General features: G+C 66.6%; 24 protein-coding genes. 16 read left to right on the forward strand and 8 right to left on the reverse strand.

Translation table 11 applies throughout. The annotated features are described in order from the left end of the window. Positions 1-111 precede the first annotated feature (111 nt). From IE187_RS11880 to IE187_RS11900, 5 genes are all read left to right on the forward strand, one after another. Positions 112-666 carry a fasciclin domain-containing protein gene (locus IE187_RS11880; RefSeq protein WP_133191378.1) on the forward strand — a complete coding sequence of 185 codons (555 nt, stop codon included), beginning with the start codon at positions 112-114 and terminating at the stop codon, positions 664-666. Positions 667-933: 267 nt separating this feature from the next. Beyond that, positions 934-2,199 carry a BtaA family protein gene (locus tag IE187_RS11885; protein WP_189676433.1) on the forward strand — a complete coding sequence of 422 codons (1,266 nt, stop codon included), beginning with the start codon at positions 934-936 and terminating at the stop codon, positions 2,197-2,199. Next, a complete protein-coding gene (locus IE187_RS11890) occupies positions 2,196-2,873 on the forward strand; it encodes a class I SAM-dependent methyltransferase (protein WP_189676434.1) in 678 nt (225 codons plus the stop codon). Before IE187_RS11885 ends, IE187_RS11890 begins: the two co-directional genes overlap by 4 nt. Beyond that, complete coding sequence (locus IE187_RS11895; RefSeq protein WP_189676435.1) at positions 2,870-3,310, forward strand: DUF3429 domain-containing protein; 441 nt, start codon at positions 2,870-2,872, stop codon at positions 3,308-3,310. Before IE187_RS11890 ends, IE187_RS11895 begins: the two co-directional genes overlap by 4 nt. Before the next feature lie 179 nt (positions 3,311-3,489). Next, positions 3,490-4,050 (forward strand): Uma2 family endonuclease, encoded by a 561-nt coding sequence (locus IE187_RS11900; RefSeq protein WP_189676436.1) that lies wholly within the window; start codon positions 3,490-3,492, stop codon positions 4,048-4,050. On the opposite strand, the gene hemA is transcribed toward IE187_RS11900, so the two are convergent. Further along, a complete protein-coding gene (gene hemA / locus IE187_RS11905) occupies positions 4,047-5,288 on the reverse strand; it encodes a 5-aminolevulinate synthase (protein WP_189676437.1) in 1,242 nt (413 codons plus the stop codon). The two genes, IE187_RS11900 and hemA, sit on opposite strands and share 4 nt — an antisense overlap. 70 nt (positions 5,289-5,358) lie before the next feature. Further along, positions 5,359-6,153: a glutamate racemase gene (murI, locus tag IE187_RS11910; RefSeq protein WP_189676438.1), complete on the reverse strand. Its 795-nt coding sequence runs from the start codon at positions 6,151-6,153 to the stop codon at positions 5,359-5,361. Positions 6,154-6,283: 130 nt separating this feature from the next. Here murI and plsY point away from each other — a divergent pair, with 130 nt between their 5' ends. The 4 genes from plsY to topA all read left to right on the forward strand — a co-directional run bounded on the left by plsY (position 6,284) and on the right by topA (position 12,868). After that, the gene (plsY, locus tag IE187_RS11915) at positions 6,284-6,868 is read left to right on the forward strand and encodes a glycerol-3-phosphate 1-O-acyltransferase PlsY (protein ID WP_133192143.1); all 585 of its coding nucleotides are present in this window, start codon (positions 6,284-6,286) and stop codon (positions 6,866-6,868) included. After that, the gene (gene dprA, locus IE187_RS11920; protein WP_189676439.1) at positions 6,861-7,967 is read left to right on the forward strand and encodes a DNA-processing protein DprA; all 1,107 of its coding nucleotides are present in this window, start codon (positions 6,861-6,863) and stop codon (positions 7,965-7,967) included. The genes plsY and dprA overlap by 8 nt, the downstream gene beginning before the upstream one ends. 172 nt (positions 7,968-8,139) lie before the next feature. Next, entirely contained in the window at positions 8,140-10,017 is a 1,878-nt protein-coding gene (locus tag IE187_RS11925; RefSeq protein ID WP_189676440.1) for an ABC transporter ATP-binding protein, read from the forward strand. 211 nt (positions 10,018-10,228) lie between these two features. After that, entirely contained in the window at positions 10,229-12,868 is a 2,640-nt protein-coding gene (gene topA, locus IE187_RS11930) for a type I DNA topoisomerase (RefSeq protein ID WP_189676441.1), read from the forward strand. Positions 12,869-12,871: 3 nt separating this feature from the next. Here the strand turns inward: topA and IE187_RS11935 are convergent, their stop codons facing one another. Beyond that, positions 12,872-13,168: an SEL1-like repeat protein gene (locus tag IE187_RS11935; protein WP_133191369.1), complete on the reverse strand. Its 297-nt coding sequence runs from the start codon at positions 13,166-13,168 to the stop codon at positions 12,872-12,874. A gap of 73 nt (positions 13,169-13,241) precedes the next feature. Next, entirely contained in the window at positions 13,242-14,093 is an 852-nt protein-coding gene (gene panC, locus IE187_RS11940) for a pantoate--beta-alanine ligase (RefSeq protein ID WP_189676442.1), read from the reverse strand. A gap of 87 nt (positions 14,094-14,180) precedes the next feature. Between panC and IE187_RS11945 the strand changes: the two genes are divergently transcribed. The 7 genes from IE187_RS11945 to IE187_RS11975 all read left to right on the forward strand — a co-directional run bounded on the left by IE187_RS11945 (position 14,181) and on the right by IE187_RS11975 (position 20,746). Then, positions 14,181-14,975 carry a division plane positioning ATPase MipZ gene (locus IE187_RS11945; protein WP_189676443.1) on the forward strand — a complete coding sequence of 265 codons (795 nt, stop codon included), beginning with the start codon at positions 14,181-14,183 and terminating at the stop codon, positions 14,973-14,975. Further along, positions 14,975-15,226 carry a J domain-containing protein gene (locus IE187_RS11950; protein WP_189676444.1) on the forward strand — a complete coding sequence of 84 codons (252 nt, stop codon included), beginning with the start codon at positions 14,975-14,977 and terminating at the stop codon, positions 15,224-15,226. The genes IE187_RS11945 and IE187_RS11950 overlap by 1 nt, the downstream gene beginning before the upstream one ends. A gap of 67 nt (positions 15,227-15,293) precedes the next feature. Next, the gene (pgmG, locus tag IE187_RS11955) at positions 15,294-16,688 is read left to right on the forward strand and encodes a phosphoglucomutase/phosphomannomutase PgmG (protein WP_189676445.1); all 1,395 of its coding nucleotides are present in this window, start codon (positions 15,294-15,296) and stop codon (positions 16,686-16,688) included. 217 nt (positions 16,689-16,905) lie between these two features. Further along, a complete protein-coding gene (locus IE187_RS11960) occupies positions 16,906-17,643 on the forward strand; it encodes an exonuclease domain-containing protein (RefSeq protein ID WP_189676446.1) in 738 nt (245 codons plus the stop codon). Positions 17,644-17,715: 72 nt separating this feature from the next. Beyond that, complete coding sequence (locus tag IE187_RS11965) at positions 17,716-19,245, forward strand: sensor histidine kinase (RefSeq protein WP_189676447.1); 1,530 nt, start codon at positions 17,716-17,718, stop codon at positions 19,243-19,245. Then, the gene (locus tag IE187_RS11970) at positions 19,242-19,691 is read left to right on the forward strand and encodes a response regulator (protein WP_133191362.1); all 450 of its coding nucleotides are present in this window, start codon (positions 19,242-19,244) and stop codon (positions 19,689-19,691) included. Before IE187_RS11965 ends, IE187_RS11970 begins: the two co-directional genes overlap by 4 nt. Next, the gene (locus IE187_RS11975; protein WP_189676448.1) at positions 19,688-20,746 is read left to right on the forward strand and encodes a sensor histidine kinase; all 1,059 of its coding nucleotides are present in this window, start codon (positions 19,688-19,690) and stop codon (positions 20,744-20,746) included. Before IE187_RS11970 ends, IE187_RS11975 begins: the two co-directional genes overlap by 4 nt. A 129-nt stretch (positions 20,747-20,875) precedes the next feature. Here the strand turns inward: IE187_RS11975 and IE187_RS11980 are convergent, their stop codons facing one another. The 4 genes from IE187_RS11980 to IE187_RS11995 form a co-directional block, all read right to left on the reverse strand. Next, complete coding sequence (locus IE187_RS11980; protein ID WP_189676449.1) at positions 20,876-21,643, reverse strand: class I SAM-dependent methyltransferase; 768 nt, start codon at positions 21,641-21,643, stop codon at positions 20,876-20,878. A 33-nt stretch (positions 21,644-21,676) separates the two neighbouring features. After that, on the reverse strand, positions 21,677-24,193 hold the full coding sequence (gene gyrB, locus IE187_RS11985; RefSeq protein ID WP_189676450.1) for a DNA topoisomerase (ATP-hydrolyzing) subunit B: 2,517 nt from the start codon (positions 24,191-24,193) through the stop codon (positions 21,677-21,679). A gap of 86 nt (positions 24,194-24,279) precedes the next feature. Then, positions 24,280-25,119, reverse strand: a complete 840-nt coding sequence (locus tag IE187_RS11990) for an SPFH domain-containing protein (RefSeq protein WP_189676451.1) — start codon at positions 25,117-25,119, stop codon at positions 24,280-24,282. Beyond that, positions 25,112-25,345, reverse strand: coding sequence for a hypothetical protein (locus IE187_RS11995; RefSeq protein ID WP_189676452.1), 234 nt, complete (start codon positions 25,343-25,345; stop codon positions 25,112-25,114). Before IE187_RS11995 ends, IE187_RS11990 begins: the two co-directional genes overlap by 8 nt. Between the last annotated feature and the right edge of the window lie 151 nt (positions 25,346-25,496).

Raw genomic sequence — 25,496 nt, forward strand, 5'->3', positions numbered from 1 at the left:
TCGGGTAAAGCGTCGGCACATTTCCAATAGGTCCGGTTGCATCCATACCCGGGTTTCGAGCGTATATCCGGCACGTCCGGACCACCGGGCGATCCGTTGGAGAGAACGCACATGACTCGCACCTTCCGCACCTCGATCGTCGCTGCAGCGATTGCGCTCAGCGGTGCCTCGCTCGCTTATGCCCAGACCAATCCGATGGTCGGCGGCGCCGCCATGTACCCGACGAAGAACATCGTCGAGAACGCCGTCAATTCGAAGGACCACACGACGCTCGTCGCCGCAGTCAAGGCTGCCGGCTTGGTCGAGACGCTGAGCGGCCCTGGCCCCTTCACCGTCTTCGCGCCGACCAACGCGGCCTTCGCCAAGCTGCCCAAGGGCACGGTGACCACGCTGCTCAAGCCCGAGAACAAGGACACGCTGACCTCGGTCCTGACCTATCACGTCGTCCCCGGCACGATCACCGCGCAGGACATCGCCGCCAAGGCGAAGGCCAACATGGGCAAGGCGACCTATGCCACCGTCCAGGGCGGCACGCTGACGTTCATGAAGTCGGGCAATGGCTGGGGCATCATGGATGCCAAGGGCCACAAGGGTAAGGTCACGATCGCCAACGTGATGCAGTCGAACGGCGTGATCCACGTCATCGACACCGTGATGATGCCGTAAAAAATTGTCGCAGCGGGGCGCATCCAGCGATGCACCCCGCGCGTACCTACCGTGTCGCTGCCCCAAGCAGCGGCGTGTAACACCGTCGTCGGATCCCCTCCTTTGCGACGAACGGTGGCGTAAACGGACCTGTCGGCCCCCCTTTAGCCGGCAGGTCCTTTTCATTTAGACGCTATCCCGTCATGGAAGCGTCACCGGATCGTCGTAGTGCGTGCGCGCCACCGCGCGCCGCATCCCTGGCGTGATCGTCCGGCGGGAGAGTTCATCATGGCCAATGCCCTCCGATCGCTCAAGGACCGCGTCGTCCACCGCCCCGGAACTCGCGCGGTCAAGAACCGCGCAGTGCGCAACGCGGTGCTCCAGCACAAGCATATGTCAAAGCAGGGTTTGCTCGAGCGCGCCTTCACTTTCGCGTTCCGCGGGCTCGTCTATGCGCAGATCTGGGAAGATCCCGCGGTCGACATGGAGGCGCTCGCGATCACGCCCGACAGCCATGTCGTCACGATTGCCTCGGGCGGGTGCAACATGATGTCGTACCTCACCGCCAACCCACGCGCGATCACCGCGGTCGATCTCAACCCGGCGCATATCGCGCTCAACAAATTGAAGCTCGTCGCGGCACGGCATCTGCCCGATTACGACGCCTTCCACCGCTTCTTCGCGCAGGCCAACAGCCGCCAGAACGTGCTCGCCTATCGGACCTATATCCGCCCGCACCTCGACGCGACGACGCTCGCCTATTGGGAAGGCCGCGACATGGTCGGGCGCCGGCGGATCGGCGGGTTCGCCAAGAACGTCTACAAGCGCGGGCTGCTCGGCAATTTCATCGGTGTCGCGCATCTTCTGGCACGGCTCAACGGGGTGAACCCCAAGATCCTGCTCACCGCGAAATCGATCGAGGAACAGCGCGAGATCTTCGACCGCGAATTCGCGCCGTTCTTCGACAAGGGCTTCGTCAAGTGGATCACCGACCAGCCCGCATCGCTGTTCGGGCTCGGCATCCCGCCCGCGCAGTACGAAGCGCTCGCCGGTGACGAGAAGATGGCAGTGGTGCTGCGCGAGCGGCTCGAGAAGCTCGCTTGCGATTTCGACATCAAGGACAATTATTTCGCCTGGCAGGCGTTCGGCCGTGGCTATGGCAAGGATGCCGCCGCCCCGCTGCCGCCCTATCTCCAGCGCGACCATTATGACGAGATCGTCGCGCGCGCGTCGCGGATCGAAGTCTGCCACGTCAATTTCGCCGAATATCTGCGCGAGCAAGGCGACGCCTCGCTCGATCGCTACATCCTGCTCGATGCGCAGGACTGGATGACCGACGCGCAGCTGAGCGACCTGTGGAGCGAGATCACGCGCACGGCAAAGCCCGGCGCGCGCGTCCTGTTCCGCACCGCGGGCGAGCCGACCATCCTGCCCGGCCGCGTGCCCGATGCGATCCTCGGCAAATGGCAGTATCGCGCCGAGGATTCGCTCGATTACACCAAGCGCGACCGCTCCTCGATCTATGGCGGCGTTCACCTCTACGTGCTCGGATGAACGACGCGGCAGCGGTCGAGGCGGCATCGGGGCATGCCGGGCAGATGGATGCGATCTACCGCTCGCAGCGACACATCTATGACCTGACGCGCAAATACTATCTGCTCGGGCGCGATGCGCTAATCGCCGGGATCGCCCCGCCCGCTGGCGGCAGCGTGCTCGAGATCGGCTGCGGCACCGGACGCAACCTGATCGCGGCCGCGCGGGCGTGGCCCGACGCGCGCTTTTTCGGGATCGATATTTCGGAAGCGATGCTCGAGACTGCGCGTGCGAAGGTCGCCGCGGCGGGCCTCTCGGACAAGATCGTGCTCGCGCAAGGCGATGCGACTGCGTTCGATTCGACTGCCCTGTTCGGTGTGAGCACGTTCGACCGGATCTTCCAGAGCTACACGCTGTCGATGATCCCCGACTGGCGCGGCGCGATCCGCGAGGGCGCCGACAAGCTCGCGCCGGGCGGCCGGCTCGATGTGGTCGATTTCGGTCAGCAGGAGCGGCTGCCCGGCCTGTTCCGCAGCGCGCTGTTTGCGTGGCTCGACAAGTTCGACGTCTCGCCGCGCGCGACGCTCCAGCCTGCGCTGATCGAGGCCGCCTCCGAAACCGGCGGCACCGCGCGCTTCACCCCGCTGTATCGCGGCTATGCCTGGTCGGGCAGCATCCGGCGGCCGGCAGCATGAACCCGCCACAGCTTCCGCGCTGGCTCGGCCTTGCCGGCCTGCTACCGCAGATCGCGGCGGTAGCGGCGGTATTGAGCGGCGACGGCGCGTTGCGCTTTTCCGCACTGTCGATGGGCTATGCCTATGCCGCGTTGATTCTGAGCTTCCTCGGCGGGCTGTGGTGGGGTGTCGCGGCGAGCCATGAGCGTCCGCCCGAATGGCTGTGGGTCGCCGCGATCGTGCCGTCGCTTTTTGCCTTGGCGAGCGCAGTCCCCTGGGCGGTCGGCGAACCGTGGCCGGGGCCGTCGCTGATCCTGCTGGGTGTCGCGCTGATCGCCGCGCTCGGCGTCGACCATTTGCTCGCCAGGCGCGGGCTCGTCCCGGCGTGGTGGATGCGGTTGCGGATCCCGCTCTCGCTCGGCCTCGGGCTGCTGACGCTGCTGCTCGGGATCGCCTGACCGATCAGTGGCCGAAGAGCAGCCACAGCAGCAGGATGACGGGGATCGGCACGCCGATCAGCCACAAGATACACCCTTTACCCATCGCGCAATCTCCTGATTTCAAGGGGAAACGGGCCGGGCGCTCGCTGGTTCCGTGGCGCTCGCGTGTGCGGCGCGGGCATGATATCCTTGCGGGCATGAACAAGCCGGTCCGCCTCGCCGTCGAGTCCGTCCCAGAGACGCTGTTCACCGCGCGCGAGTATCTGCGGATGCACGACGCTGGCGCCTTCAGCGACATGAACGTCGAGCTCGTCCGGGGGGAATTGCGCAAGATGATGTCCGGGGGCTTTTCGCATGGTGCGCTGAACGCCAGGCTGATCGCGAAACTGATCACCGCCTATTCCGCAACCGACCGTTGCTTGGCAGTCGATCTGATGATCGGTATCGGTCCGCTAACGATCCGTGGTGCGGACATCGCGGTCGTGATGCCCGACGTACCGTCGAGTGGCCCAGTCCCTCCGGATCGCGTCGTGCTGATCGTCGAGGTCTCCGTGACCACACTCGGCACCGATCTCGGCGAAAAGCAGGCTGAATATGCGACCGCCGGCGTGCCGGACTATTGGGTCGCCGATGTCGAGGCGCGCGTCATGCACGTGATGCGGTCGCCCGAAAGGGAACGCTACGCCGAACGCTCCGTCGTCCCGTTCGACCAGCCGCTTGCGGTGCCGGGCACGGCCGAGACGATCGTCGTCGCCTAGGCCGCCTTGCGCAGCTCCAACCGGCCCCAGATCTCGACCAGGGCATCGGTCAGCTCGCGCATCATTGCTTCGTCATGCGCGGGGCCAGGCGTGAAGCGCAGCCGCTCGGTGCCGCGCGGCACCGTCGGGTAATTGATCGGCTGGACGTAGACGCCGTATTCGGCGAGCAGGATGTCGCTGATCTTCTTTGCCTTGATCGGATCGCCGACCATCAGCGGAACGATATGCGTCGTCGAATCCATCACAGGGAGCCCGGCCCCGGCAAACAGCGTCTTGAGCATCGTGGCGGCAGCCTGTTGCCCGTCGCGCTCGACGCTCGACGCCTTGAGGTGGCGCACTGCGGCAAGCGCCCCCGCGACCAGCACCGGCGACAGCGAGGTCGTGAAGATGAACCCCGGCGCGTACGAGCGGATCACGTCGATGATCGTCTGGTCGGCGCTGATATAGCCGCCCATCACGCCGATCGCCTTGCCGAGCGTGCCTTCGATGATCGTCAGCCGGTGGGCGACGCCGTCGCGCTCCGAAATGCCACCGCCGCGCGCGCCGTACATGCCGACGGCATGGACTTCATCGAGATAGGTCAGTGCATTGTAGCGGTCAGCCAGATCGCAAATCTCGGCGATCGGCGCGACATCGCCATCCATCGAATAGACGCTCTCGAAGGCGATCAGCTTGGGCACGGTCGGATCGGCAGCGGCAAGCAGTTCCTCGAGATGCGCGACGTCGTTGTGGCGGAAGACGTGCTTCTCGCACCCCGAATTGCGGATCCCCGCGATCATCGAGGCGTGGTTGAGCTCGTCCGAGAGGATCACGCAGCCCGGCAGCACCTTGGCGAGCGTCGCGAGCGTCGCCTCGTTCGAGACATAGCCGCTGGTGAACAGCAGCGCGCCTTCCTTGCCGTGCAGATCGGCGAGCTCGCCCTCGAGATCGACATGGTAATGCGTGTTGCCGCCGATGTTGCGCGTTCCGCCCGAGCCCGCGCCGACGTCGTGGAGCGCATGTTCCATCGCCGCGATCACTTCCGGGTGCTGGCCCATCGCCAGATAATCGTTCGAGCACCACACCGTGATCGGCTTGGGTCCGTTATGCCCGGCAAAGCAGCGCGCGTTGGGGAACGCACCCTTGTTGCGCAGGATATCGATGAAGACGCGGTAGCGCCCCTCGACATGCAAGCGATCGATCGCTTGCGTGAAGATCCGGGAGTAATCGACTCCGCGAGGCGGTGTGTCCACGTCCATCGCCGCGATCTAGTCCTTCATCGCCCGGAATTCCAGCGCGTTTACGCGATCAGCGTGATCGAACGGGTGGTCATAATGTCTCACGTCGCGCGAGACCGAAGCGCGCGAGCGCCGGCGCCAGCGCATCGGTCGACGCATCGCTCGCGGTGAACACCGCGCGTCCGTCGCCCGCTGCATCGGGCCAATCCTGCCCCGCGGTGAGGAACGCGATCCGGCGCGCGATCCCGGCGCTGCCATCGACGAAGGTCACCGGGTGCCGCGCGGCGGCGGCAAGCTCGTCGGCGACGAGCGGGAAATGCGTGCAGGCGTTGACGATCGTGTCGATCCGTACGCCGCCCGGCTGGCCGAACAGACCGTCGAGGATCGCGGCATAGCGCGCCGGATCGGTCGCTTGGCCGTGGAGCTTTGCCTCGGCGAGTTCGACGAGCTCGGCCGAGCCGTGGCGCAGCACCGTGCAGTCGCTCGCGAAGCGCGCCGCGAGGTCGTCGACATAGGGCTGGCGCACCGTCGCATTGGTGCCGAGCACCCCGATCACGCGCGTTGTGCTGACCAAGGCGGCGGGCCTGATCGCCGGGACGGTTCCCACGACAGGCACGTCGAGCGCCTCGCGCACCGCCGCGAGCGCGATCGTCGACGCCGTGTTGCACGCAATCACGATCAGCCGCGGGCGATAGCGTTCGGCGAGTCGCCCGAGCAGCGCGGGGACGCGCGCGGCGATCTCGGCCTCGCTTTTGGTCCCGTACGGGAAGCCCGCAGAATCGGCGACATACACCACCGGCATCCGCGGCAGCAGCGCGCGCGCCGCGCCGAGCACCGATAGCCCGCCAATCCCAGAGTCGAAAAACAGTACCGGCCGTGCATCCATCGGCGCGCAATACCGCGCTGGTCGCATTTGACAAAGGACCGGGTAGCGCGAGAGTGTTCCCGCAGCGCGCCCGGGCATGCTATGCTTGGTTCGCTTGGGGGCTGAAACCGTGTCGATGGAAACTTTCTGGATGGCACCTGCCGCCGCGCTGGTGCTTGGCTATCTGCTGGGCTCGATCCCGTTCGGCGTGGTGCTGACGCGGATGGCGGGCGCGGGCGATCTGCGCACGATCGGGTCGGGCAATATCGGCGCGACCAACGTCCTGCGCACCGGACGCAAGGGCCTCGCCGCGGCGACGCTGCTGCTCGATGCGTTCAAGGGCTTTGCGGCGGTGTGGATCGCCGAGCGCTATCTCGGCGGCGCTGGCGTGATCGCCGCGGCCGCGGCGTTCCTCGGGCATTGCTACCCGGTCTGGCTCGGCTTCAAGGGCGGCAAGGGCGTCGCGACCTTGCTCGGCATCGTGCTAGCGCTGCATTGGCCGATCGGGCTGGTCTATGCGGTGGTGTGGATCGCCTTGCTCGCGATCTTCCGCATCTCGTCGCTCGCCGGCATGCTCGCCGCGATCAGCGCGCCGCTGAGCGCCGCCTCTTTCTCGCGGTTCGACCTCGTGCTGCTGCTGCTCGCGCTCGCGCTGATCGTGGTGTGGAAGCACCGCGCGAACATCGAACGGCTGGTCGGCGGGGTCGAGCCGCGCGTCGGCAGCAAACATGGCTGATACCGGGCGGGAGACCGACGCGATCGCCCGCCTCCGCTTGATTCGCACGCCGCAGATCGGCCCGGTCAGCTACGCGCAGTTGCTCGCACGCTACGGCACTGCCGCGGCAGCCCTCGACGCGCTCCCACACCTCGCCACCCGCGGCGGTGGCGCTCCGCCGCCGATCGCGCCGGTCGCGCTCGCCGAGCGCGAACTCGCGCACGCCGCGCGGCTCGGCGCGCGGCATCTGTTCCTCGGCGACCCCGACTATCCCGATCTGCTCGCCGAACTCGACGATGCGCCGCCCGTCGTCATGCTGCGCGGGCGAACCGAGCTGCTTGGCCGCACGACGATCGCGATGGTCGGCGCGCGCAACGCGTCGGCGGCGGCGTGCCGCTTCGCGCGCCAGCTCGCCGCCGAGCTCGGGCAGGACGACGTCACGATCGTTTCGGGCCTGGCGCGCGGCGTCGACACCGCGGCGCATATCGGTTCGATCGCGACGGGAACGATCGGCGTGATCGCGGGCGGGATCGACGTGGTCTATCCGCCCGAAAACGCCGCGCTGCAGGACCGCATCGCCAGCGAAGGCCTGCTGATCGCCGAGCAACCACCCGGCACCGAGCCACGCGCGCGCCATTTCCCCTATCGCAACCGCATCATCGCCGGGCTCGCGCTCGGCACGGTGGTGGTCGAGGCGGCGCCCAAATCGGGATCGTTGATCACCGCGCGACTGGCTGGGGAGCTTGGCCGCGAGGTGATGGCGGTCCCCGGCAGCCCGCTCGACCCGCGCGCGCAAGGGTGTAACGGGCTGATCCGCGACGGCGCGACGCTCGTGCAGAACGCCGCCGATGTGCTCGAAAGCATACGCCCGATCGACCGCCGGATAGTCCGCACCACGCGCACGCCGTTCGCTGCGCCCCCGCCCGCCGATGCGACCGACGTCGAACGGCGCGATGTCGTCGGTCTGCTCGGCCCCGTCCCGGTCGCGATCGACGAACTCATCCGCCAGTCGGGGCATGGCCCGGCGATCGTCCAGACGGTGCTGCTCGAGCTCGAGCTCGCCGGGCGGCTCGAACGACACGCTGGCGGTCGAGTCGCGCTGCTCGATTTCCCCGGCTGAGCACGGTCGCGGCTGCGAATAACGCCAAGATCTGACCGCTGGGCAGGGACGGGAGCCCACTCTGCACAGTCAAACGCTCCAACCACCGCGCATATCGGGCGCTCGAGAAACTTCGGCTTGCGCCGATCGTTACGCCGCCGCAGCAGACCTGCACTTACGCGGAGCCGATGCCTTGCCCTTTCTGCACAGTCCGACACGTTTCCTCATGCACTATGTCGCCGCGCGCCCGTGGATCTTCGTGACGCTCGGCCTGCTCGTCGCAGCCGCGTCGATCAGCGCGATCGGTGTGCAATATGCGATGAAGCTGCTGATCGACGCGATGACCGGCGGGGTGCGCGCGCGCGGCACGGTCTATGCCGCGCTTGCGGGCTTTCTCGGGCTCGTCATCCTCGAGAGTCTGTTGCAGCGCGCCTCGGCGCTGACGCTGGGCCAGGCGACGGTCAGTTCGGGCGTCGGCATCCGGCTCGACATGGTCAATTACCTCACCGGGCACCAGATGCCGTTCTTCCAGAACCAGCGCGCCGGGTCGCTCGGGCACCGCATTTCGGGGCTGGCGGGGATTTTCGGCGCGATCATGCACCGGCTGCTGCGCGAAGTGACGCCGCCGCTGATCGCGTTTGCCGGCGCGATGCTGATCTTCGTCACGATCGACGCCGCGATGGCCGCGGTCCTCGGCGGCGTCTTCCTCGTCGTCACTGCGATCCTGATCGTGCTCGGCTTGCGCGGCCACGTCCACCACACCGCCTTTGCGCAACATGCCGGGCGCGCGGGCGGCGAGCTGATCGACATGATCGGCAATATCTGGGTGGTGAAGGCATTCGCCGCGCGCGACCGCGAGCTCGACCGGCTCGAGGGGTTTCTCGACAAGGAAGCCGATGCGCAGCGGCGCGGCTGGTTCTTCGTCGAGCAGATGCGCGGGCTCCACGATCTTGCGCTGGCGGTAATGGTCGGCGGGACGCTCGTCTGGGCGATCGGGCGCTGGTCGACCGGCGCGATCTCGACCGGCGACGTCGTCATCATCAGCACGATGACCTTCCGCATCCTCAACGGCTCGCGCGATCTCGCGATGGCGGTGATCGATACCAGCCAGCAGTTCAGCTATCTGCGCGAAACGCTCGACATCATCGGCGTGCCGCAGACGCTCAGCGACGCGCCCGATGCGACGCGGCTTCGCGTCGGCGAGGGCACCGTCAAGCTCGCCAACGTCACCTTCGGCTACGATCCGCGCGATCCGATCATCCACGATCTGTCGCTCACCGTCCCTGCCGGGCAGAAGATCGGGATCGTCGGTTCATCGGGCGCGGGCAAATCCTCGCTGCTCCAGCTTATCCAGCGCTTCCACGATCCGCAGATCGGCAACCTGACGATCGACGGCCAGCGGATCGACCATGTCACGCAGGAATCGCTGCGCGATGCGATCGCGGTCGTGCCGCAGGAAGTGTTGCTGTTCCACCGCTCGGTGATCGACAATATCCGCATCGCGCGTCCCGATGCGAGCGACGAGGACGTCCACGCCGCCGCCGAGGCCGCCGGCTGCGACGATTTCATCCGCCGCCTGTCGCACGGCTACGACACCGTCGTCGGCGAGCGCGGCGCCAATCTGTCGGGCGGGCAGCGGCAGCGAATCGGCATCGCGCGCGCCTTCCTCAAGAACGCGCGAGTCGTGCTGCTCGACGAAGCGACCAGCGCGCTCGATTCGGAGAGCGAGCTCGATGTGCAGGCCGGGCTCGACGCGCTGGTCCGCAACCGCACGGTGATCGCGGTGGCGCACCGGCTGTCGACGATCGTCGGGTTCGACCGCGTGATCGTCGTCGACAAGGGCCGGATCATTGAAGACGGGCCGCCGCAGCAGCTGTTGCGCCAGAAAGGCGGGGCGTTCCGGCAATTGTGGCTGATGCAGGTCGAGGGGCTCGACCGTCAGCCGAGTCGTTCGCGCGATCTCGCCGCGGCTGGCGGACGGCTGCGCGACGTTTCGGTCGAGCGCGGGCGCAAATTGGGAGGCGCGATGCTGACCGCGTGGAGCAACCTGGCCGAGCGCGAGCGGGGATAACGGGTTTGGCGCGGCGCGACAAATCGCTGTCCCCGGGCGCGGCGCTTGTGGCATGAGGCGCCGCGATGCGCTCTCCCCTCCCCCTCGAAGCGGCGCGCGTCGCAGCTCCCAAGCGCTTCGCGTGCTCGACCTGGCCCTCGGCCCATGGCTTGACGCCGCCGCCCTCGTCTCTCCATCCTCGCGCGTACACGTAAGGACGCTTTGAACCACCATGCAGCTTGTCATCGTAGAATCGCCCGCCAAGGCGAAGACCATCGAGAAATATCTCGGTTCTGACTATCGCGTGCTCGCAAGCTACGGCCATGTCCGCGATCTGCCGCCCAAGGACGGATCGGTAAACCCCGATGAGGGCTTCGCGATGGAATGGGAGAATTACGCCGACAAGACCAAGCAGCTGAAAGCGATCACCGATCTCGCCAAGACCGCCGACCGCCTGATTCTCGCAACCGATCCCGATCGCGAAGGCGAGGCGATTTCGTGGCACGTCCAGGAAGTGCTGCGCAATCGCAAGGCGCTGCCCAAGGACGTCCAGCGCGTCACCTTCAACGCGATCACCAAGGCGACGGTGACCGAGGCGATGAAGCATCCGCGCGAGCTCGATACCGATCTGATCGACGCGTACCGCGCACGCCGCGCGCTCGACTATCTCGTCGGCTTCACGCTCTCGCCGGTGCTGTGGCGGAAACTCCCCGGCGCCAAGTCGGCGGGCCGCGTCCAGTCGGTCGCACTGCGGCTCATCGTCAGCCGCGAGCGCGAGATCGAAGCCTTCCGCGCGCAGGAATATTGGTCGGTCGTCGCCGACATGGAGCAGGACGGCACCCCGTTCCAAGCGCGGCTCGTCCAGTTCGAGGGCAAGAAGCTCGACCGCCTGTCGATCGGCGAAGAGGGCACGGCGATGCGCGCCAAGGCCGCGGTCGAGGCGGGGCGCTTCACCGTGCAGACGGTCGAAGTGAAGCCCGCGACGCGCAACCCGCCGCCGCCCTTCACCACTTCGACGCTCCAGCAGGAAGCCTCGCGCAAGCTCGGCTTCTCGGCCGATCACACGATGCGGATCGCGCAAGGTCTCTACGAGGACGGCGCGATCACCTATATGCGTACCGACGGCGTGCAGATGGATTCGAGCGCGATCTCGGCTGCTCGCCTCGCCGTCGCCAACCGCTATGACGCGAGCTACGTCCCCGACAAGCCACGCGTCTATCAGACCAAGGCGAAGAATGCGCAGGAAGCCCACGAGGCGATCCGCCCGACCGATTTCGCCAAGGACAAGGCCGGCGGCGGCGACCATGCGCGGCTCTACGACCTGATCTTCAAGCGCGCGCTCGCCAGCCAGATGGCGTCGGCGCGGATGGAGCGCACCACGGTCGAGATGCTCGACGGCACCGGCCAGACCGGCTTGCGCGCGACCGGCCAGGTCGTGCTCTTCCCCGGCTATCTCGCGCTCTACGAAGAAGGCTCGGACGACACGCAGGACGAGGACGCGCGCCGCCTGCCGCGGCTGCGCGAGGGCGACGCCCCCGCCAAGAAGGGCGTCAGCGCCGAACAGCACTTCACCCAGCCGCCACCGCGCTTCTCCGAAGCGTCGCTGGTCAAGCGCCTCGAAGAGCTCGGCATCGGCCGCCCATCGACCTATGCCTCGATCATCAAGACGCTGAAGGACCGCGAATACGTCCGCGTCGAGAAGAACCGCTTCTTCGCCGAGGAATCGGGGCGCCTCGTGACGGCGTTCCTCGAACGCTTCTTCGAGAAATATGTGAGTTACGATTTCACCTCGGGCCTCGAGGACGAGCTCGACGAAGTCTCGGGCGGCCGCGCCGAATGGCAGGCGGTGCTCGAGGCGTTCTGGCGCGATTTCAAGCCGCGCACGACCGAGGTGATGGAGCAGAAGCCGTCCGAAGTGACCGCCGAGCTCGACAAGTTCCTCGAGCCCTATCTCTTCCCGGCGCAGGCCGATGGCAGCGATCCGCGGCTGTGCCCGCATTGCGGCCAGGGACATCTTGCTTTGCGCGGCGGCAAGTTCGGCGCGTTCGTGGCGTGCTCGAACTATCCCGAGTGCAAATATACCCGCCGCTTCGGACAGCCGGGTGCGGCCGGCGAGGATGCCGGACCCGAAACGCTCGGCGAGGATCCCGAGACCGGCCTACCGGTCGAGCGCAAATCGGGACGCTTCGGGCCGTATATCCAGATCGGCGAGGGCGAGACGCGCAAGATGGCGTCGATCCCGAAGGATATTGGCGAGCTCGATCTCGAATGGGCGCTGAAGCTGCTGTCGTTGCCACGCACCGTCGGCACGCATCCCGAGACCGGCGAGCCGATCACCGCGGCGATCGGCCGTTATGGTCCGTATCTGAAGCATGCCGGCAAATATGCGCGGCTGACATCGACCGACGACGTGTTCGAAACGGGCATGAACGCCGCGGTCGTCAAGCTGGCCGAAGCTGCAGCGGGTGGTGGGCGGCAACAGCGCGGCGCGCAGGCCCCGCTGAAAGTGCTCGGGCTGCATCCGCGCAGCGAGGCCGAGATCAAGCTGATGGAGGGGCGCTACGGCGCCTACGTCACCGACGGCACGACCAACGCGACGCTGCCCAAGTCGATCGAGAAGGATGCGCTGACGCTCGAGGAAGCGGCGCAGCTGATCGACGCACGCGCGGCGGCGGCACCGCCGGCGAAGGGCAAGAAGAAGCCAGCGGCGAAGAAGGCGCCTGCCAAGAAAGCGGCAGCCAAGAAGCCTGCGGCCGAAACAGCCGCGGCAGGCGAGCCCGCCGTCAAGAAGGCACCCGCGAAGAAGCCGGCGGCGAAAAAACCCGCGGCAAAGAAAGCCCCTGCCAAGAAAGTCGCGGCAGCGGCGGAGTGAGGATCAGGCCGCGCGGCGCTGCCGGCTGACGAGCACGGCACGCGCCGCGGCCTGCGCGGCGGCGATCTCGCGCGCGGTCATGTCCTCGGCGATGTCGCGGCGGCAATCCTTGGCGATCTCGCTGCCGGCGACGGCGGCGAGATTGAACCATTTATGCGCTTCGATCAGGTCGATCCCGACGCCCGCGGCGCCGCTCGAATAGACCATGCCGAGTTCGTAACAGGCGTCGGCATCCCCGAGCGCCGCGTCGGCAACGCGACTGTCGGTCAGGAATTGTGCGTGCTTCAGGCTCGTGCCCATGTCGTAAACCCCCGTTAACCATCTCTGTGAGCACGACCATGCCGCAGGGAGATCAACAAAAGGTTAACGACAATTAGGCATGATCGCGCGGCGGCACGGCGAGGTTGTCGATCAGCCGCGTCGCGCCGATTTTCGCTGCGGCAACGAGCCGCCGCGCCCGCTCGGGATCGGTGCCCGGGGTCAGCGTCAGCGCGTCCACCAGTTCGAGATAATCGACCACGAACCCCGCCCCGATCAACGCCTCGCGCGCACTCGCCAGCGCATCGTCGGCAGCGTCGCCGCGCGCGATCGCCTTGGCCGCGACGCCCAGCGCACGCGGCAGCGCGACCGCGGCCGCACGCTGCGCATCGTCGAGATAGATGTTGCGCGACGAGAGCGCGAGCCCGTCATCGTCGCGCTGCGTCGGCACGCCCTGGATCTCGATCCCGAAATCGAGATCGGCGACCATCTGGCGGATCACCGCGAGTTGCTGGAAATCCTTCTCGCCGAACAAGGCGATATCGGGCCGGACCTGGTTGAACAATTTGGCGACGACGGTCGCAACGCCGTCGAAATGCCCAGGCCGCGACACGCCGTCGAGCCCCTCGCTCACCCCCGACACCGAAATCTTGGTGGCGAAGCCCGTGGGGTACATCACTTCGACCGGCGGCAGCCAGAGCAGGTCGCAGCCCGCGTCGGCCAGCATCCGGGCGTCCGCGCTCTCGCGGCGCGGATAGCGCGACAAATCCTCGTTCGGCCCGAACTGCGTCGGATTGACGAAGATCGACGCGACGACCTTGCGCCCCGGCCGCTTCGCCGCCTCGATCAAGGCGAGGTGCCCGGCGTGGAGCGCCCCCATCGTCGGCACGAGCGCGATGCTCGCGCCGCCGTCGCGCAAGGCGGCAATCCCGGAACGGAGCGCTTCGAGGGTACGGATGGTTTGCACGGGTCGGTGCCCTTCGGTAAAGACGCTTGGATTGGGCGCGCCTTCTATGAGGCTCGCCCCCACCGAACAAGACGGGAAGCAACCACGTTGGCGACTGCTGCGCGAAAGCCACATATCATTGTCTTTGCCAACGAAAAAGGCGGCACGGGCAAATCGACCACCGCGGTCCATGTCGCGATCGCGCTGCAGGCGCGCGGCGCGCAAGTCGCCGCGTTCGACCTCGATCATCGCCAGCGCACAATGGGCCGCTATTTCGACAATCGTGCCGCAACGGTACAGCGCACCGGCCGCGAACTGCCGATTCCGCGCCACGCCACGCATGACGGCGAAAGCGAGGACCGCTTCAACGACGTGTTCGACTCGCTGGCGCAGGGCGCCGACTTCCTCGTGATCGACACCCCCGGCCGCGACGATCCGTTCGCGCGGATCGCGGCGAGCCGCGCCGACACGCTCGTCACGCCGATGAACGACAGTTTCGTCGATTTCGACCTGATCGGCCAGGTCCATCCCGAGACCTACAAGGTGACGCGTCCGAGCTTCTATGCCGAGCTGATCTGGGACGCGCGGAAGATCCGGGCGAAAGCCGATGGATCGACGATCGATTGGGTCGTTCTCCGCAACCGCGTCCAGCACATCGAGGCACGCAATATGCGGCGCGTATCCGAAGCGCTCGACCAGCTCGCCAAGCGTGTCGGCTTCCGCATCGTGCCGGGGCTCGGCGAGCGCGTGATCTATCGCGAGCTGTTCCCAGCCGGCCTGACGATGCTCGATTCGGGCGAATTCGGGTCGATGGGGCTGGCGCATGTCGCCGCGCGCCAGGAGCTGCGCGAGATGATGGGCGCGCTCGCCCTGCCCGAGACCGTCGTCCCGCTCGTCGCCTGATGGGCAAGCTGCTCCTCATCGCCGCGATCCTGATCGGCGGATGGCTGTTGCTGCGTCCGCGGCCCAAGCCGGTGCCGCGGGTCGGCGAGGCCGAGGCGCGTGCGGTGCTCGGCGTCGGCGCGGGGGCCGACGAAGCGACGATCCGGGCGGCGCATCGGCGCTTGGTGTCCGCCGTCCATCCCGATAGAGGCGGCTCGGCCGATCTGACGCGCCGGATCAACGCCGCGCGCGACGTCCTGCTGCGGCGCTAATATCTGGAAATCTTGAACCTTTTGGTCGCTCGCGGCTTGGGTCAGAGCCAGTATTGCAGGAGCCCGCATGACGCATCGTTTCGACCCTAGTTCGCTGCGCGAATATGACATTCGCGGGATCGTCGGGAAAACGCTGGGCGAGGCCGATGCCGACGCGATCGGCCGCGGCTTCGGCACGCGCGTGCGCCGCGCCGGTGGCCGCCGCGTCGCGGTCGGCTATGATGGCCGCCTGTCCTCGCCGATGCTCGAAGCCGCGCTGGTCGAAGGTCTCGTCGCGGTCGGGATCGACGTCGTGCGGATTGGCCGGGGTCCGACGCCGATGCTCTATTACGCCGAGGCGACGCTAGAGGTGGATGGCGGCATCGAGATAACCGGCAGCCATAACCCCGCCGACTATAACGGCTTCAAGCTGGTGCTGCAGCACGCGCCATTTTTCGGCGCCGACATCCAAGCGCTTGGTCAAATGGCCGCAGACGGCGATTGGGACACGGTCGACGCAGAGGATCGCGGCGTGGTTTCGACGTTCGACATCGAGGACGATTATGTCGGCCGCCTCGTCGCGGGCTATGCCGGCGGCAGCTACAAGATCGGCTGGGACGCCGGCAACGGTGTTTCGGGCCCGATCATCGAGAAGCTCGTCAAGCTCCTGCCGGGTGAGCATCATCTGCTGTTCACCGATGTCGACGGCAAATTTCCCAACCATCATCCCGATCCCACCGAAGAAGCGAACCTCGCCGATCTCAAGCGCCTCGTCGCCGAGAAGCAGCTCGATTTCGGACTGGCCTTCGACGGCGACGGTGACCGGATCGGCGCGATCGACGGGCAGGGCCGGGTGATCTGGGGCGACCAGATTCTCTCCATTCTGGCCGAACCTGTGCTCAACGAACTCCCCGGCGCGACGATCATAGCCGATGTGAAGGCGTCGCAAATGCTGTTCGACCGAGTTGCGGCGCTCGGCGGCACGCCGTTGATGTGGAAGACCGGCCACAGCCTGATGAAGACCAAGATGAAGGAAACCGGCAGCCCGCTCGCCGGCGAGATGAGCGGGCACATCTTCTTCGCGCATGAATTCTACGGTTTCGACGACGCGCATTACGCCGCCGTCCGGCTGATCCGCGCAGCGCACCTGAGCGGCCGCTCGATGACCGCGTTGCGCAGCGCGATGCCCGAGCTCGTCAACACCCCCGAACTGCGCTTCCAGATCGATGAGAGCCGCAAATTCACGGTGGTCGAGGAAGTGCTCGCCCGGCTCGAAGCCGAAGGCGCCAAGGTCGATTCGACCGACGGCGCGCGCGTTACCACCCCGGACGGTTGGTGGCTGCTCCGCGCCTCGAACACGCAGGACGTCCTCGTCGCGCGCGCCGAAGCGCGAGATCAGGCTGCGCTAGACCGCCTGTTGGCGATGATCGATGATCAACTCGGCAAGAGCGGCGTCGTGCGCGGGGTGCAGGCGGCGCATTAAGAAGGTTTGTTCGCGCAGAGGCGCGGAGGCGCGGAGGTGTTGCGCGCGTGTGAGCCTTTTCGCGTCCCCCCAGGGCTTTTTACGTCGGTGGAGTGCCCTGGCACACCTGGCGCATTGGACGCGATACCGCGAACCCCGCACAACACCTCCGCGCCTCTGCGCGAACAAACCTTCTTCTTCGCTCGCAATCCAGCCGAGAACACGCCACCTAGGCGCGATGCCTCCCCCGCCCCCCCAGATCATCCGCGTCATCGACCTCGAGACCACCGGTGAAGCCCCACCGCTCCACGGCGTATGCGAAATCGGCTGGCAGGACGTCGCGCTCGGCAAGGACGGCCGCTGGGAGATCCAGGGCGAGGGCGGATCGCGGCTGGTCAATCCCGGCCGCCCGATCCCGCCGCTGACGCAGGCGATCCACCATATCCTCGACGAGCAGGTCGCCGACGCGCCGTTCTGGCACGATGTCGCGCGCGGCGTGCTCGATCCCTATCCGCGGCGCATCGCGCTCGCCGCGCACCGCTCGGCGGCGGAGGAGAAATTCTGCACGCCGGCGCTGACCCGCGACGCGCCGTGGATCTGTACGTGGAAATGTGCACTGCGGCTGTGGCCTGACACGCCGAGCTTTTCCAACCAGATGCTGCGCTACTGGCGCAAGCCCGAGGGCCTCGAGCATGAGCGCGGCCTGCCCGCGCATCGCGCCTTTCCCGATGCCTATGTCACCGCCTTTCATTTGCGTGACATGCTCAACACGGTCGGGCCCGAGCAGCTGATCGCCTGGTCGAGCGTCCCCGGGCTGTTGCCGCGCGTCATTCGTCCAGGCCCCGATCGCGGGAAGGACTGGGCCGAGCTCAGCGACGATTCGCTCGCGATCATGCTGGGCGACCGCGACGAGGATGTGCGGTTCACCGCCGAGACCGAACTGGCCCGGCGGAGCGGCAACGGTTCGCGCAACTGACGCGCGCAAACTTGATTTCAGTCAATTCAGCCAGACTGGTCATTGTTGTTGTCGCTGCGTAAGGACGTGTCGATGTTCAAGCGTTCGTTCCTCGGTTTCGGCGTTAGCGAGGGACGCATGGGGCGCTTTCTCGTGGCCTGCATGGCGCTGGGTTTTGCCGCGCTGGTCGCCGCTGGCGTCGCCGCCGGCTGGTCGACCGCGCAAAACGAGCGCCACACGCGCGACGTCAACCACACCTACGAGGTCGAGCTGGCGATCGGGCGTGCGCGCGTCCTGACCGAGCAGAGCGAGACCGCGCGCCGCGGCTATGTGCTGACGGCGAAGCCGGTCTATCTCGCGACTTATCGCGCGGCGATGCGCGCGCTCCCCGCCACGCTCGACCGCTTGGCTATGCAAACGCGCGACAATCCGCGCCAGCAGCGCAATCTCGCGATGCTCCGCCAATCGATCGACGATCTTTCGCGGCAGCGCGAAGTGACGATCGCGTTGACGGGCAATGGCGAAAGCGCGCGCGCGGTCACGGTGTTCCAGGGGGAAAGCAACGCGCGCCGGATGCTCGTGCTGCGCGCGCGCGCCGACGCGATGGTGGCCGAAGAACAGCGGCTGCTGGCTCAGCGCGACGCCGCGCAGCAATCGAGCGTCCGTATCTTCTACGCCACGCTGGCGATCGCGGGGCTGCTCGTCATCCTCGTCGCGATCGCATCGCTGCTGACGGTGCGGCGCTATACGCGCGATCTCGCGACGTCGCGCGATGCGTTGCGGGACTTCGCCGACACGCTCGAAGAGCAAGTCGAGGAACGCACCGCCGATCTGACGCGCGCGAACGAGGAAATCCAGCGCTTCGCCTATATCGTCAGTCACGATCTGCGCAGCCCGCTCGTCAACGTGATGGGCTTCACCGCCGAGCTCGAAAGCGCGACGACCGAGATCGGTGCGCTGATCGACCGCGCCGAAGCGACCGCGCCCGAACTCGTCACCGAGGACGCCAGGCTTGCCGCGCGCGAGGATCTGCCCGAGGCGATCCGCTTCATCCGCACCTCGACGCAGAAGATGGACCGGCTGATCAATGCGATCCTCAAACTGTCGCGCGAAGGCCGCCGCGTCATCGCGCCGCAGCGGCTCGACGTCACCGCGATGGTCGAGACGATCGCGGCGAGCCTCCAGACGCAGATCGAGCAACGCGGCGCGACGTTGGCGATCGACGCCCCGCTTCCCGGGCTCGTCAGCGATCGGCTCGCGATCGAGCAGATCTTCTCGAACCTGATCGAGAATGCGGTCAAATATCTCAGCCCCGATCGCCCCGGCCATATCGTCGTGCGCGGCAAGACGCATGGCAAGCGCGTGACGTTCGAGTTCGAGGATAACGGCCGCGGCATCGCGCCGAACGATCACCAGCGCGTATTCGACCTGTTCCGGCGCGCCGGCAACCAGGACCAGCCCGGCGAGGGGATCGGCCTCGCGCATGTCCGCGCCTTGGCGTATCGTCTCGGCGGCGTTATCGATGTCACGTCGGAGCTTGGGCGGGGGACAACCTTCCGCTTGAATTTGCCCAAGATTTTCGTCGACCCCACTACAGCAGCCACGCGGGAACCCCAGCAATGACCGATCATAAGAGCGTCAGCATCGTGATGATCGAGGATGATGAGGGGCATGCGCGCCTGATCGAGAAGAACATTCGTCGTGCCGGGATCCTCAACGCGATCACGCACTTTACCGACGGCACGACCGCGCTCGACTATCTGTTCAACAGCGCGGACGGCCCGCAGCGCAACGGCCCCGCGCTCGTGCTGCTCGATCTCAATTTGCCCGACATGAGCGGGACCGACATCCTTGCCAAGATCAAGTCGGCCGACGGCCCGCTGCGTCGCACCCCCGTCGTCGTGCTGACCACGACCGACGACAAGGTCGAAATCCAGCGCTGCTACGATCTCGGCTGCAACGTCTACATCACCAAGCCGGTCAACTATGAGAGCTTCGCGACCGCGATCCGCCAGCTCGGCCTGTTCCTGTCGGTGATCCAAGTACCAGACATCGAGCCTCAGGGGTGAACCAAGCCGCCGGCGCCGCGATCCTCTATATCGACGACGATGCGGGCTTGCGCCGCCTCGCCGTCCGCACGCTCGCGCGCTACGGCTATACGCTCTCGGTCGCCGAGGGCGGCGCCGAGGGCATCGCGCTCGCCCAGGCGGCGGTCGCCGAGGGCCGACCGTTCGATCTGATCGCGGTCGATCATTACATGCCGGGGATGGACGGGCTCGAGACGCTCGAGCGGCTGCGAATCCTGCCGGGGATGCCGCCGGTGGTCTATGTCACCGGCTCCGAGGAGGGCCGGATCGCGGTCGCGGCGCTCAAAGCCGGTGCCGCCGATTACGTCGTGAAGACCGTCGGCACCGATTTCTTCGATCTGCTCGCCAGCGCGTTCGGCCAGGTGCTCGAACGCGCCGCGCTCGAACGTGACAAGGCCGCTGCCGAGGATCAGCTGCGCGCGAGCAACGCCCGGCTCGAGGCGCTGCTGCGCGAGGTCAACCACCGCGTCGCCAATTCGCTCCAGATCGTCTCGGCGATGGTCCGGATGCAATCGACCGCGCTCGCCGACGAAAATGCGCGGCTCGCGCTCGAGGATACGCAGCGCCGCATCGCCGCGATCGCCCAAGTCCACCGCCGGCTCTACACGAGCAACGATGTCGAGCAGGTCGATATGCGCGAATATCTCGGCGCGCTGGTCGACGAATTGGGCGAGACCTGGTCGACCCCGGGTGCACCGCGCGTGCTGTCGCTGGCAGCCGAGCCGATCCGCCTGTCGACCGACCGCGCGGTGTCGCTCGGCGTGATCGTCACAGAACTCGTCAGCAACGCGTGCAAATACGCCTATCCGACGAGCGGCGGCGAAGTCCGCGTGTCGCTCACCGGCGATGGCGACGGGCATTTCCGGCTCGCAGTCGAGGATGACGGGATCGGCATGGTCGCCGACGCCGCGCCGCGCGGCACGGGGGTCGGCACCAAGCTCATTCGCGCGATGGCGCAGAGCCTGCAGACAATCGTCGAATACGACACCGCGAACCGCACCGGCGTGCGCGCGACGCTCCGCGCGGCGCTCGGTTAAGCCAGCAGGTCCGTCACCCCGGCCGTGTGCCGGGGTCCACCGTGTTCGCGACCAATGCCTTCGATATCGGCGGCTCGGTGGATGCCGGGACGAGCTCGGCATGACGGCGATGGGATACCGGCTTGCCGCTCAGCGCGGCTTGCGGAACTTGAAGACGAATTGGTCGGTCTTGCCGCGGATCGCCGGGTCGAACACCTTGGCGCTGTGATCGTCGGCGGGATTGCGCAGCACGTCGCTCTCGCCGACGAACTGGAAGCCGGCCTTGGCGACCTCGGTCTTGACCACGGCCGGATCGATCCGGTGCTTGGTGTCTGTGCCCGTCAGGCCAGTCCCCGCCGCATCGGCATGGTCGATCACGAGATAGGTGCCGCCGGGCTTGAGCGCCTTGAACGCCTCGGCGTTCATCTGGTCGATCCCGGCTTCGCCCGCGCCATTGTTGGCGAGATCGTGATAGTTCTGCACGGTCCAGATCAGATCGACCGGCTCTGATGCCGCGACGATGCCCGATCCGAGCACCTTGACCGTCACGTTCGACAGATGGCGATCCTCGAGCGCGGTCGCGGACTTGGCGGCATATTTCGCCATCGCCGCAGGCCACACGGCATAGACATGCCCCGAAGCCCCGACGATCCCGGAGAAAGCGCGCGTCCAATAGCCCGAGCCCGGGAGGAAATCGAGCACCTCGTCGCCCGGGCCGACGCCCGAGAAGGCGAGCACTTCGGCCGCCTTGCGCCGCGCGTCATCGGTTGACTGGTCGGCGCGCGCCGGGCTTGCAAGCGCGGTCGCGACCGCCTTCTGCGTCTGCTTCGCGCTGTGAACCGAGGCCGGAACCCCGGCTGCGCTTGCCACCGTGGCGATCAACGCCGTTGCCGCCACGCCCGTCAGAAATGCTCGCATCAACCCACTCCCCCTTGTGTTGTTGGTGGTACGCTAGACGTCGAGATTGGCGACGTTCAGCGCATTCTCCTGGATGAACTCGCGGCGCGGTTCGACCACGTCGCCCATCAACCGCGTGAAGATCTCGTCGGCGACATCAGCCTGTTCGATCTCGACGCGGAGCATCGAGCGCACTTGCGGATCGAGCGTCGTCTCCCACAATTGCTCGGCATTCATCTCGCCGAGACCCTTGTAGCGCTGGATCGCCAGCCCCTTGCGGCCGGCGGCGAGGATCGCATCGAGCAACTGCGACGGCCGTGCGACCATCGTCGAGCCCTTGGCAGCGGTCGCCACCGGCGCCTGTGCCGGCGCCTCGGTTGCGGCCGTTTCATCCTCGGCCGCATCGGCTTCGGCCTGCGCGGCAGCGGCCGCCTTGGACGATACGATCCGTGCGGTCTGCTCGTACGCTTCCTGCTGCTCGACCGCGAGGCCGTGCAGTTTCCGCGCCTCGGCCGAGCCGAGGAATGCGCCTTCGATGATGTGGTGATCGGTCACGCCGCGCCACACGCGCTCGACATGGAAGCCGCCATCCTCGGCGAGCCTGGCCGACCAGCGCGCCTCGGGATCGCCGGCGTCGAGCCCGCGCACGACTTGCACCACGACTTCGCGCCGCGCCTCGAGATCGAGCGCCGGGTCGAGCGCGCCACCCATCGCCAGCGCCTCGACGATCGTCGGATCGTAGCGGCGCGGGATGTAGCGCATCAGCGTGCGCATCCGCCGCGCGTGATCGACCAGCATCCGCAGATCCTGCCCCGAACGCGAACCGCCCTGCACGCCTTCGAGCACGGTGCCGGCGACACCCGCTTCAACGAGATATTCGTCGAGCGCGCTATCGTCCTTGAGATACACTTCCGAACGCCCGCGCGTCGCTTTGTAGAGCGGCGGCTGCGCGATGTAGAGGTGCCCCCCGGTGATGATCTCGGGCATCTGGCGGTAGAAGAAGGTCAGCAGCAGCGTGCGGATATGCGCGCCGTCGACGTCTGCGTCGGTCATGATGACGATCTTGTGGTAGCGCAGCTTCTCGACGTTGAAATCGTCGCGGCCGATGCCGGTGCCCATCGCCTGGATCAGCGTGCCGATCTCCTTCGACGACAGCATCCGGTCGAAACGCGCACGCTCGACGTTGAGGATCTTGCCGCGCAACGGCAGGATCGCCTGGAAGTGGCGGTCGCGGCCCTGCTTGGCCGAACCGCCGGCCGAATCACCCTCGACCAGGAACAGTTCGGACTTGGCGGGGTCGCGCTCCTGGCAGTCGGCGAGCTTGCCCGGCAGCGACGCGATGTCCATCACGCCCTTGCGCCTGGTCAGCTCGCGCGCCTTCTTCGCGGCTTCGCGCGCGGCGGCGGCGTCAATGATCTTGGCGACGATCGCCTTGCCGTGCGCGGGGTTTTCTTCGAGCCATTCGGCGAGCTTGTCGGCCATCAGGCTTTCGAGCGGCTGGCGGACTTCGGACGAGACGAGCTTGTCCTTGGTCTGCGAGCTGAACTTGGGATCGGGCAGCTTGACCGAGACGATCGCGGTGAGCCCCTCGCGCATGTCGTCGCCGGTCAGCGTGACCTTCTCCTTCTTGAGGAGCCCCGACTTCTCGGCATAATTGTTGAGCGTGCGCGTCATCGCCGCGCGGAACGCCGCCATATGCGTGCCGCCGTCGCGCTGCGGGATGTTGTTGGTGAAGGCGAGGACGTTCTCATAGTATGAGTCGTTCCACTCGAGCGCGACGTCGATCGTCACGTCGTCGCGCGTTCCCGAGATCGCCACCGGCTCGGGCATCAGCGGCACCTTGTTGCGATCGAGATACTTCACGAACGCGGCGATCCCGCCCTCGTAATAGAGCTCGACCGTCTTGAGGTCGGCGTGGCGCGCATCGTTGAGATACAGCCGCACGCCCGAATTGAGGAAGGCGAGCTCGCGGTAGCGATGCTCGAGCTTGTCGAAGTCGAATTCGGTGATCTTGAAGGTGGCGGGCGACGGGAAGAAAGTGACGCGCGTCCCCTTCTTGCCGGGCGCGGGGCCGACGATCTTGAGCGGGGCCACGGCATCCCCGAACGCGAAGCGCATGTAATGCTCCTGCTCGTCGCGGAAAATTGTCAGGTCGAGCCATTCGCTGAGCGCGTTGACCACCGAGACGCCGACGCCGTGGAGGCCGCCGGAGACCTTATACGCGTTATCGTCGGACGTGTTCTCGAACTTACCGCCGGCGTGGAGCTGGGTCATGATGACCTCGGCGGCGGACACGCCTTCCTCGGTGTGGATCCCGGTCGGGATGCCGCGGCCGTTATCCTCGACCGAGACCGAGCCATCGGCGTTCAGCGTGATGTCGATCCGGTCGCAATGCCCGGCGAGCGCTTCGTCGATCGCGTTGTCTGACACCTCGAACACCATGTGGTGGAGGCCCGAACCGTCGTCGGTATCGCCGATGTACATGCCGGGACGCTTGCGGACCGCGTCTAGGCCTTTGAGCACCTTGATCGAGTCTGCGCCGTAATCATTCGTATTGGGGTCTTCTGCCATGCCGAGCATATAGGGATTCACGGCACGAAACGGAAGCGAAATGGCACTTCCCGGCCCGGGACGCAGGCGTCCCGGGCCGGATGCGCTCACTTCTCGACGATGAAGGGCAATTGCCCGCCGCCCGCGCTGTAGGTCGGCAGCTTGCCGTCCCATTTCTCGATCGCGCGCTGGCGCAGGATCTCGGGGTTGGCGCGCAGCGCGTCGCCCTCGATCTGCGACGACTTCGCCTTGCCCTCGGCGTCGGCGATCCGCGCATCGGCATTGGCCTTGACCGTCGCGACGTTGGCCTGCGCGGCGAGCGCGGCCTGCTCGTTGGCGATCTTGGTGTTGATCTGGTTGAGCACTTGATCGGGCACGCGGATGTTCGACGCCCAATAGAGTTGCTCGACATGCAGCCCGACGGGCTCGAAATAGCGGTCGACATCGCGTTGCACCGCCGACAGCAGCGCCGCCTTCTTGGGGCCGTAGATTTCCTCGACGCCGAGCCCCGCTGCTTCCTCATTCAGCGCGCTGCGCACCGCATTGCGCAACGGCCCCGCGACGATCCCCGCCATGTCGATCCGGTATTTCTGAAACAGGATCGGCGCCTTCACCGGATCGACGCGATACGCCACCGATACGTCGGCCGAGAGGTTGAGGCCGTTGCGATCCTGGAAGGGGAATTCCTCGTCGACGCCGGTCTGTTCGGTGGTCGACTTGGTCCAGGCATAGGTCGAGGTGTAGATCGGATATTCGAAGATGTTGGTGCCGAACGGCGTGAAATACCAGCCGACGCCGAGCGCATGATCGGCGACGCCCGCCGAACTGCCGAAATTGCTCACCTTGATCCCGACATGCCCCGGCTCGACGCGGCTGCACGAACTCATCGGCAGGATCGCGATCAAGGGAATCAGCAGCAATGGTGCGAAGCGAACGAGTTTATTCATGGTCCTTGTCCAGCAGGAGGAGGGTGAACTCGCGTGTCAGCGCGGTGACCGACAGGAAGCCGGCGACGAGCGCCACGAGCGCGATCAGCGCGGCGGCGACATTGGCCGCGTCGCTGTGCAGGTTGAACAGCGTGGGGATGACGAAGCCGAAACAGGCCAGCTCGCAGACGAGCAACCCCGCGCAGCGCAAGCCAAAGCCGACGAGCCACAGATCCAGCGATTTCATGGGAAGAGCGAGCCCTCGGAACGCCCCCGATAGGATGCCGGGGCCGCAGTGCATCGACGGATGCGCGAGGCGGAATATCTGCTTGTTACGGGTGCGCTACAACGGGAATCGGCATCCGCGGAGCGCAATCATGCATGCATTGGCTGCACGA

Source organism: Sphingomonas glacialis (genome assembly GCF_014653575.1).
Classification (GTDB): Bacteria; Pseudomonadota; Alphaproteobacteria; order Sphingomonadales; family Sphingomonadaceae; genus Sphingomonas; species Sphingomonas glacialis.

Excerpts from the sequence above, each read along its gene's own strand:
- IE187_RS11880 (WP_133191378.1), top strand. The coding sequence starts at position 112 with ATGACTCGCACCTTCCGCACCTCGATCGTCGCTGCAGCGATTGCGCTC.
- IE187_RS11885 (WP_189676433.1), top strand. The coding sequence starts at position 934 with ATGGCCAATGCCCTCCGATCGCTCAAGGACCGCGTCGTCCACCGCCCC.
- IE187_RS11890 (WP_189676434.1), top strand. The coding sequence starts at position 2,196 with ATGAACGACGCGGCAGCGGTCGAGGCGGCATCGGGGCATGCCGGGCAG.
- IE187_RS11895 (WP_189676435.1), top strand. The coding sequence starts at position 2,870 with ATGAACCCGCCACAGCTTCCGCGCTGGCTCGGCCTTGCCGGCCTGCTA.
- IE187_RS11900 (WP_189676436.1), top strand. The coding sequence starts at position 3,490 with ATGAACAAGCCGGTCCGCCTCGCCGTCGAGTCCGTCCCAGAGACGCTG.
- hemA (WP_189676437.1), bottom strand. The coding sequence starts at position 5,288 with ATGGACGTGGACACACCGCCTCGCGGAGTCGATTACTCCCGGATCTTC.
- murI (WP_189676438.1), bottom strand. The coding sequence starts at position 6,153 with ATGGATGCACGGCCGGTACTGTTTTTCGACTCTGGGATTGGCGGGCTA.
- plsY (WP_133192143.1), top strand. The coding sequence starts at position 6,284 with ATGGCACCTGCCGCCGCGCTGGTGCTTGGCTATCTGCTGGGCTCGATC.
- dprA (WP_189676439.1), top strand. The coding sequence starts at position 6,861 with ATGGCTGATACCGGGCGGGAGACCGACGCGATCGCCCGCCTCCGCTTG.
- topA (WP_189676441.1), top strand. The coding sequence starts at position 10,229 with ATGCAGCTTGTCATCGTAGAATCGCCCGCCAAGGCGAAGACCATCGAG.
- IE187_RS11935 (WP_133191369.1), bottom strand. The coding sequence starts at position 13,168 with ATGGGCACGAGCCTGAAGCACGCACAATTCCTGACCGACAGTCGCGTT.
- IE187_RS11950 (WP_189676444.1), top strand. The coding sequence starts at position 14,975 with ATGGGCAAGCTGCTCCTCATCGCCGCGATCCTGATCGGCGGATGGCTG.
- pgmG (WP_189676445.1), top strand. The coding sequence starts at position 15,294 with ATGACGCATCGTTTCGACCCTAGTTCGCTGCGCGAATATGACATTCGC.
- IE187_RS11960 (WP_189676446.1), top strand. The coding sequence starts at position 16,906 with ATGCCTCCCCCGCCCCCCCAGATCATCCGCGTCATCGACCTCGAGACC.
- IE187_RS11965 (WP_189676447.1), top strand. The coding sequence starts at position 17,716 with ATGTTCAAGCGTTCGTTCCTCGGTTTCGGCGTTAGCGAGGGACGCATG.
- IE187_RS11970 (WP_133191362.1), top strand. The coding sequence starts at position 19,242 with ATGACCGATCATAAGAGCGTCAGCATCGTGATGATCGAGGATGATGAG.
- IE187_RS11980 (WP_189676449.1), bottom strand. The coding sequence starts at position 21,643 with ATGCGAGCATTTCTGACGGGCGTGGCGGCAACGGCGTTGATCGCCACG.
- gyrB (WP_189676450.1), bottom strand. The coding sequence starts at position 24,193 with ATGGCAGAAGACCCCAATACGAATGATTACGGCGCAGACTCGATCAAG.
- IE187_RS11990 (WP_189676451.1), bottom strand. The coding sequence starts at position 25,119 with ATGAATAAACTCGTTCGCTTCGCACCATTGCTGCTGATTCCCTTGATC.
- IE187_RS11995 (WP_189676452.1), bottom strand. The coding sequence starts at position 25,345 with ATGAAATCGCTGGATCTGTGGCTCGTCGGCTTTGGCTTGCGCTGCGCG.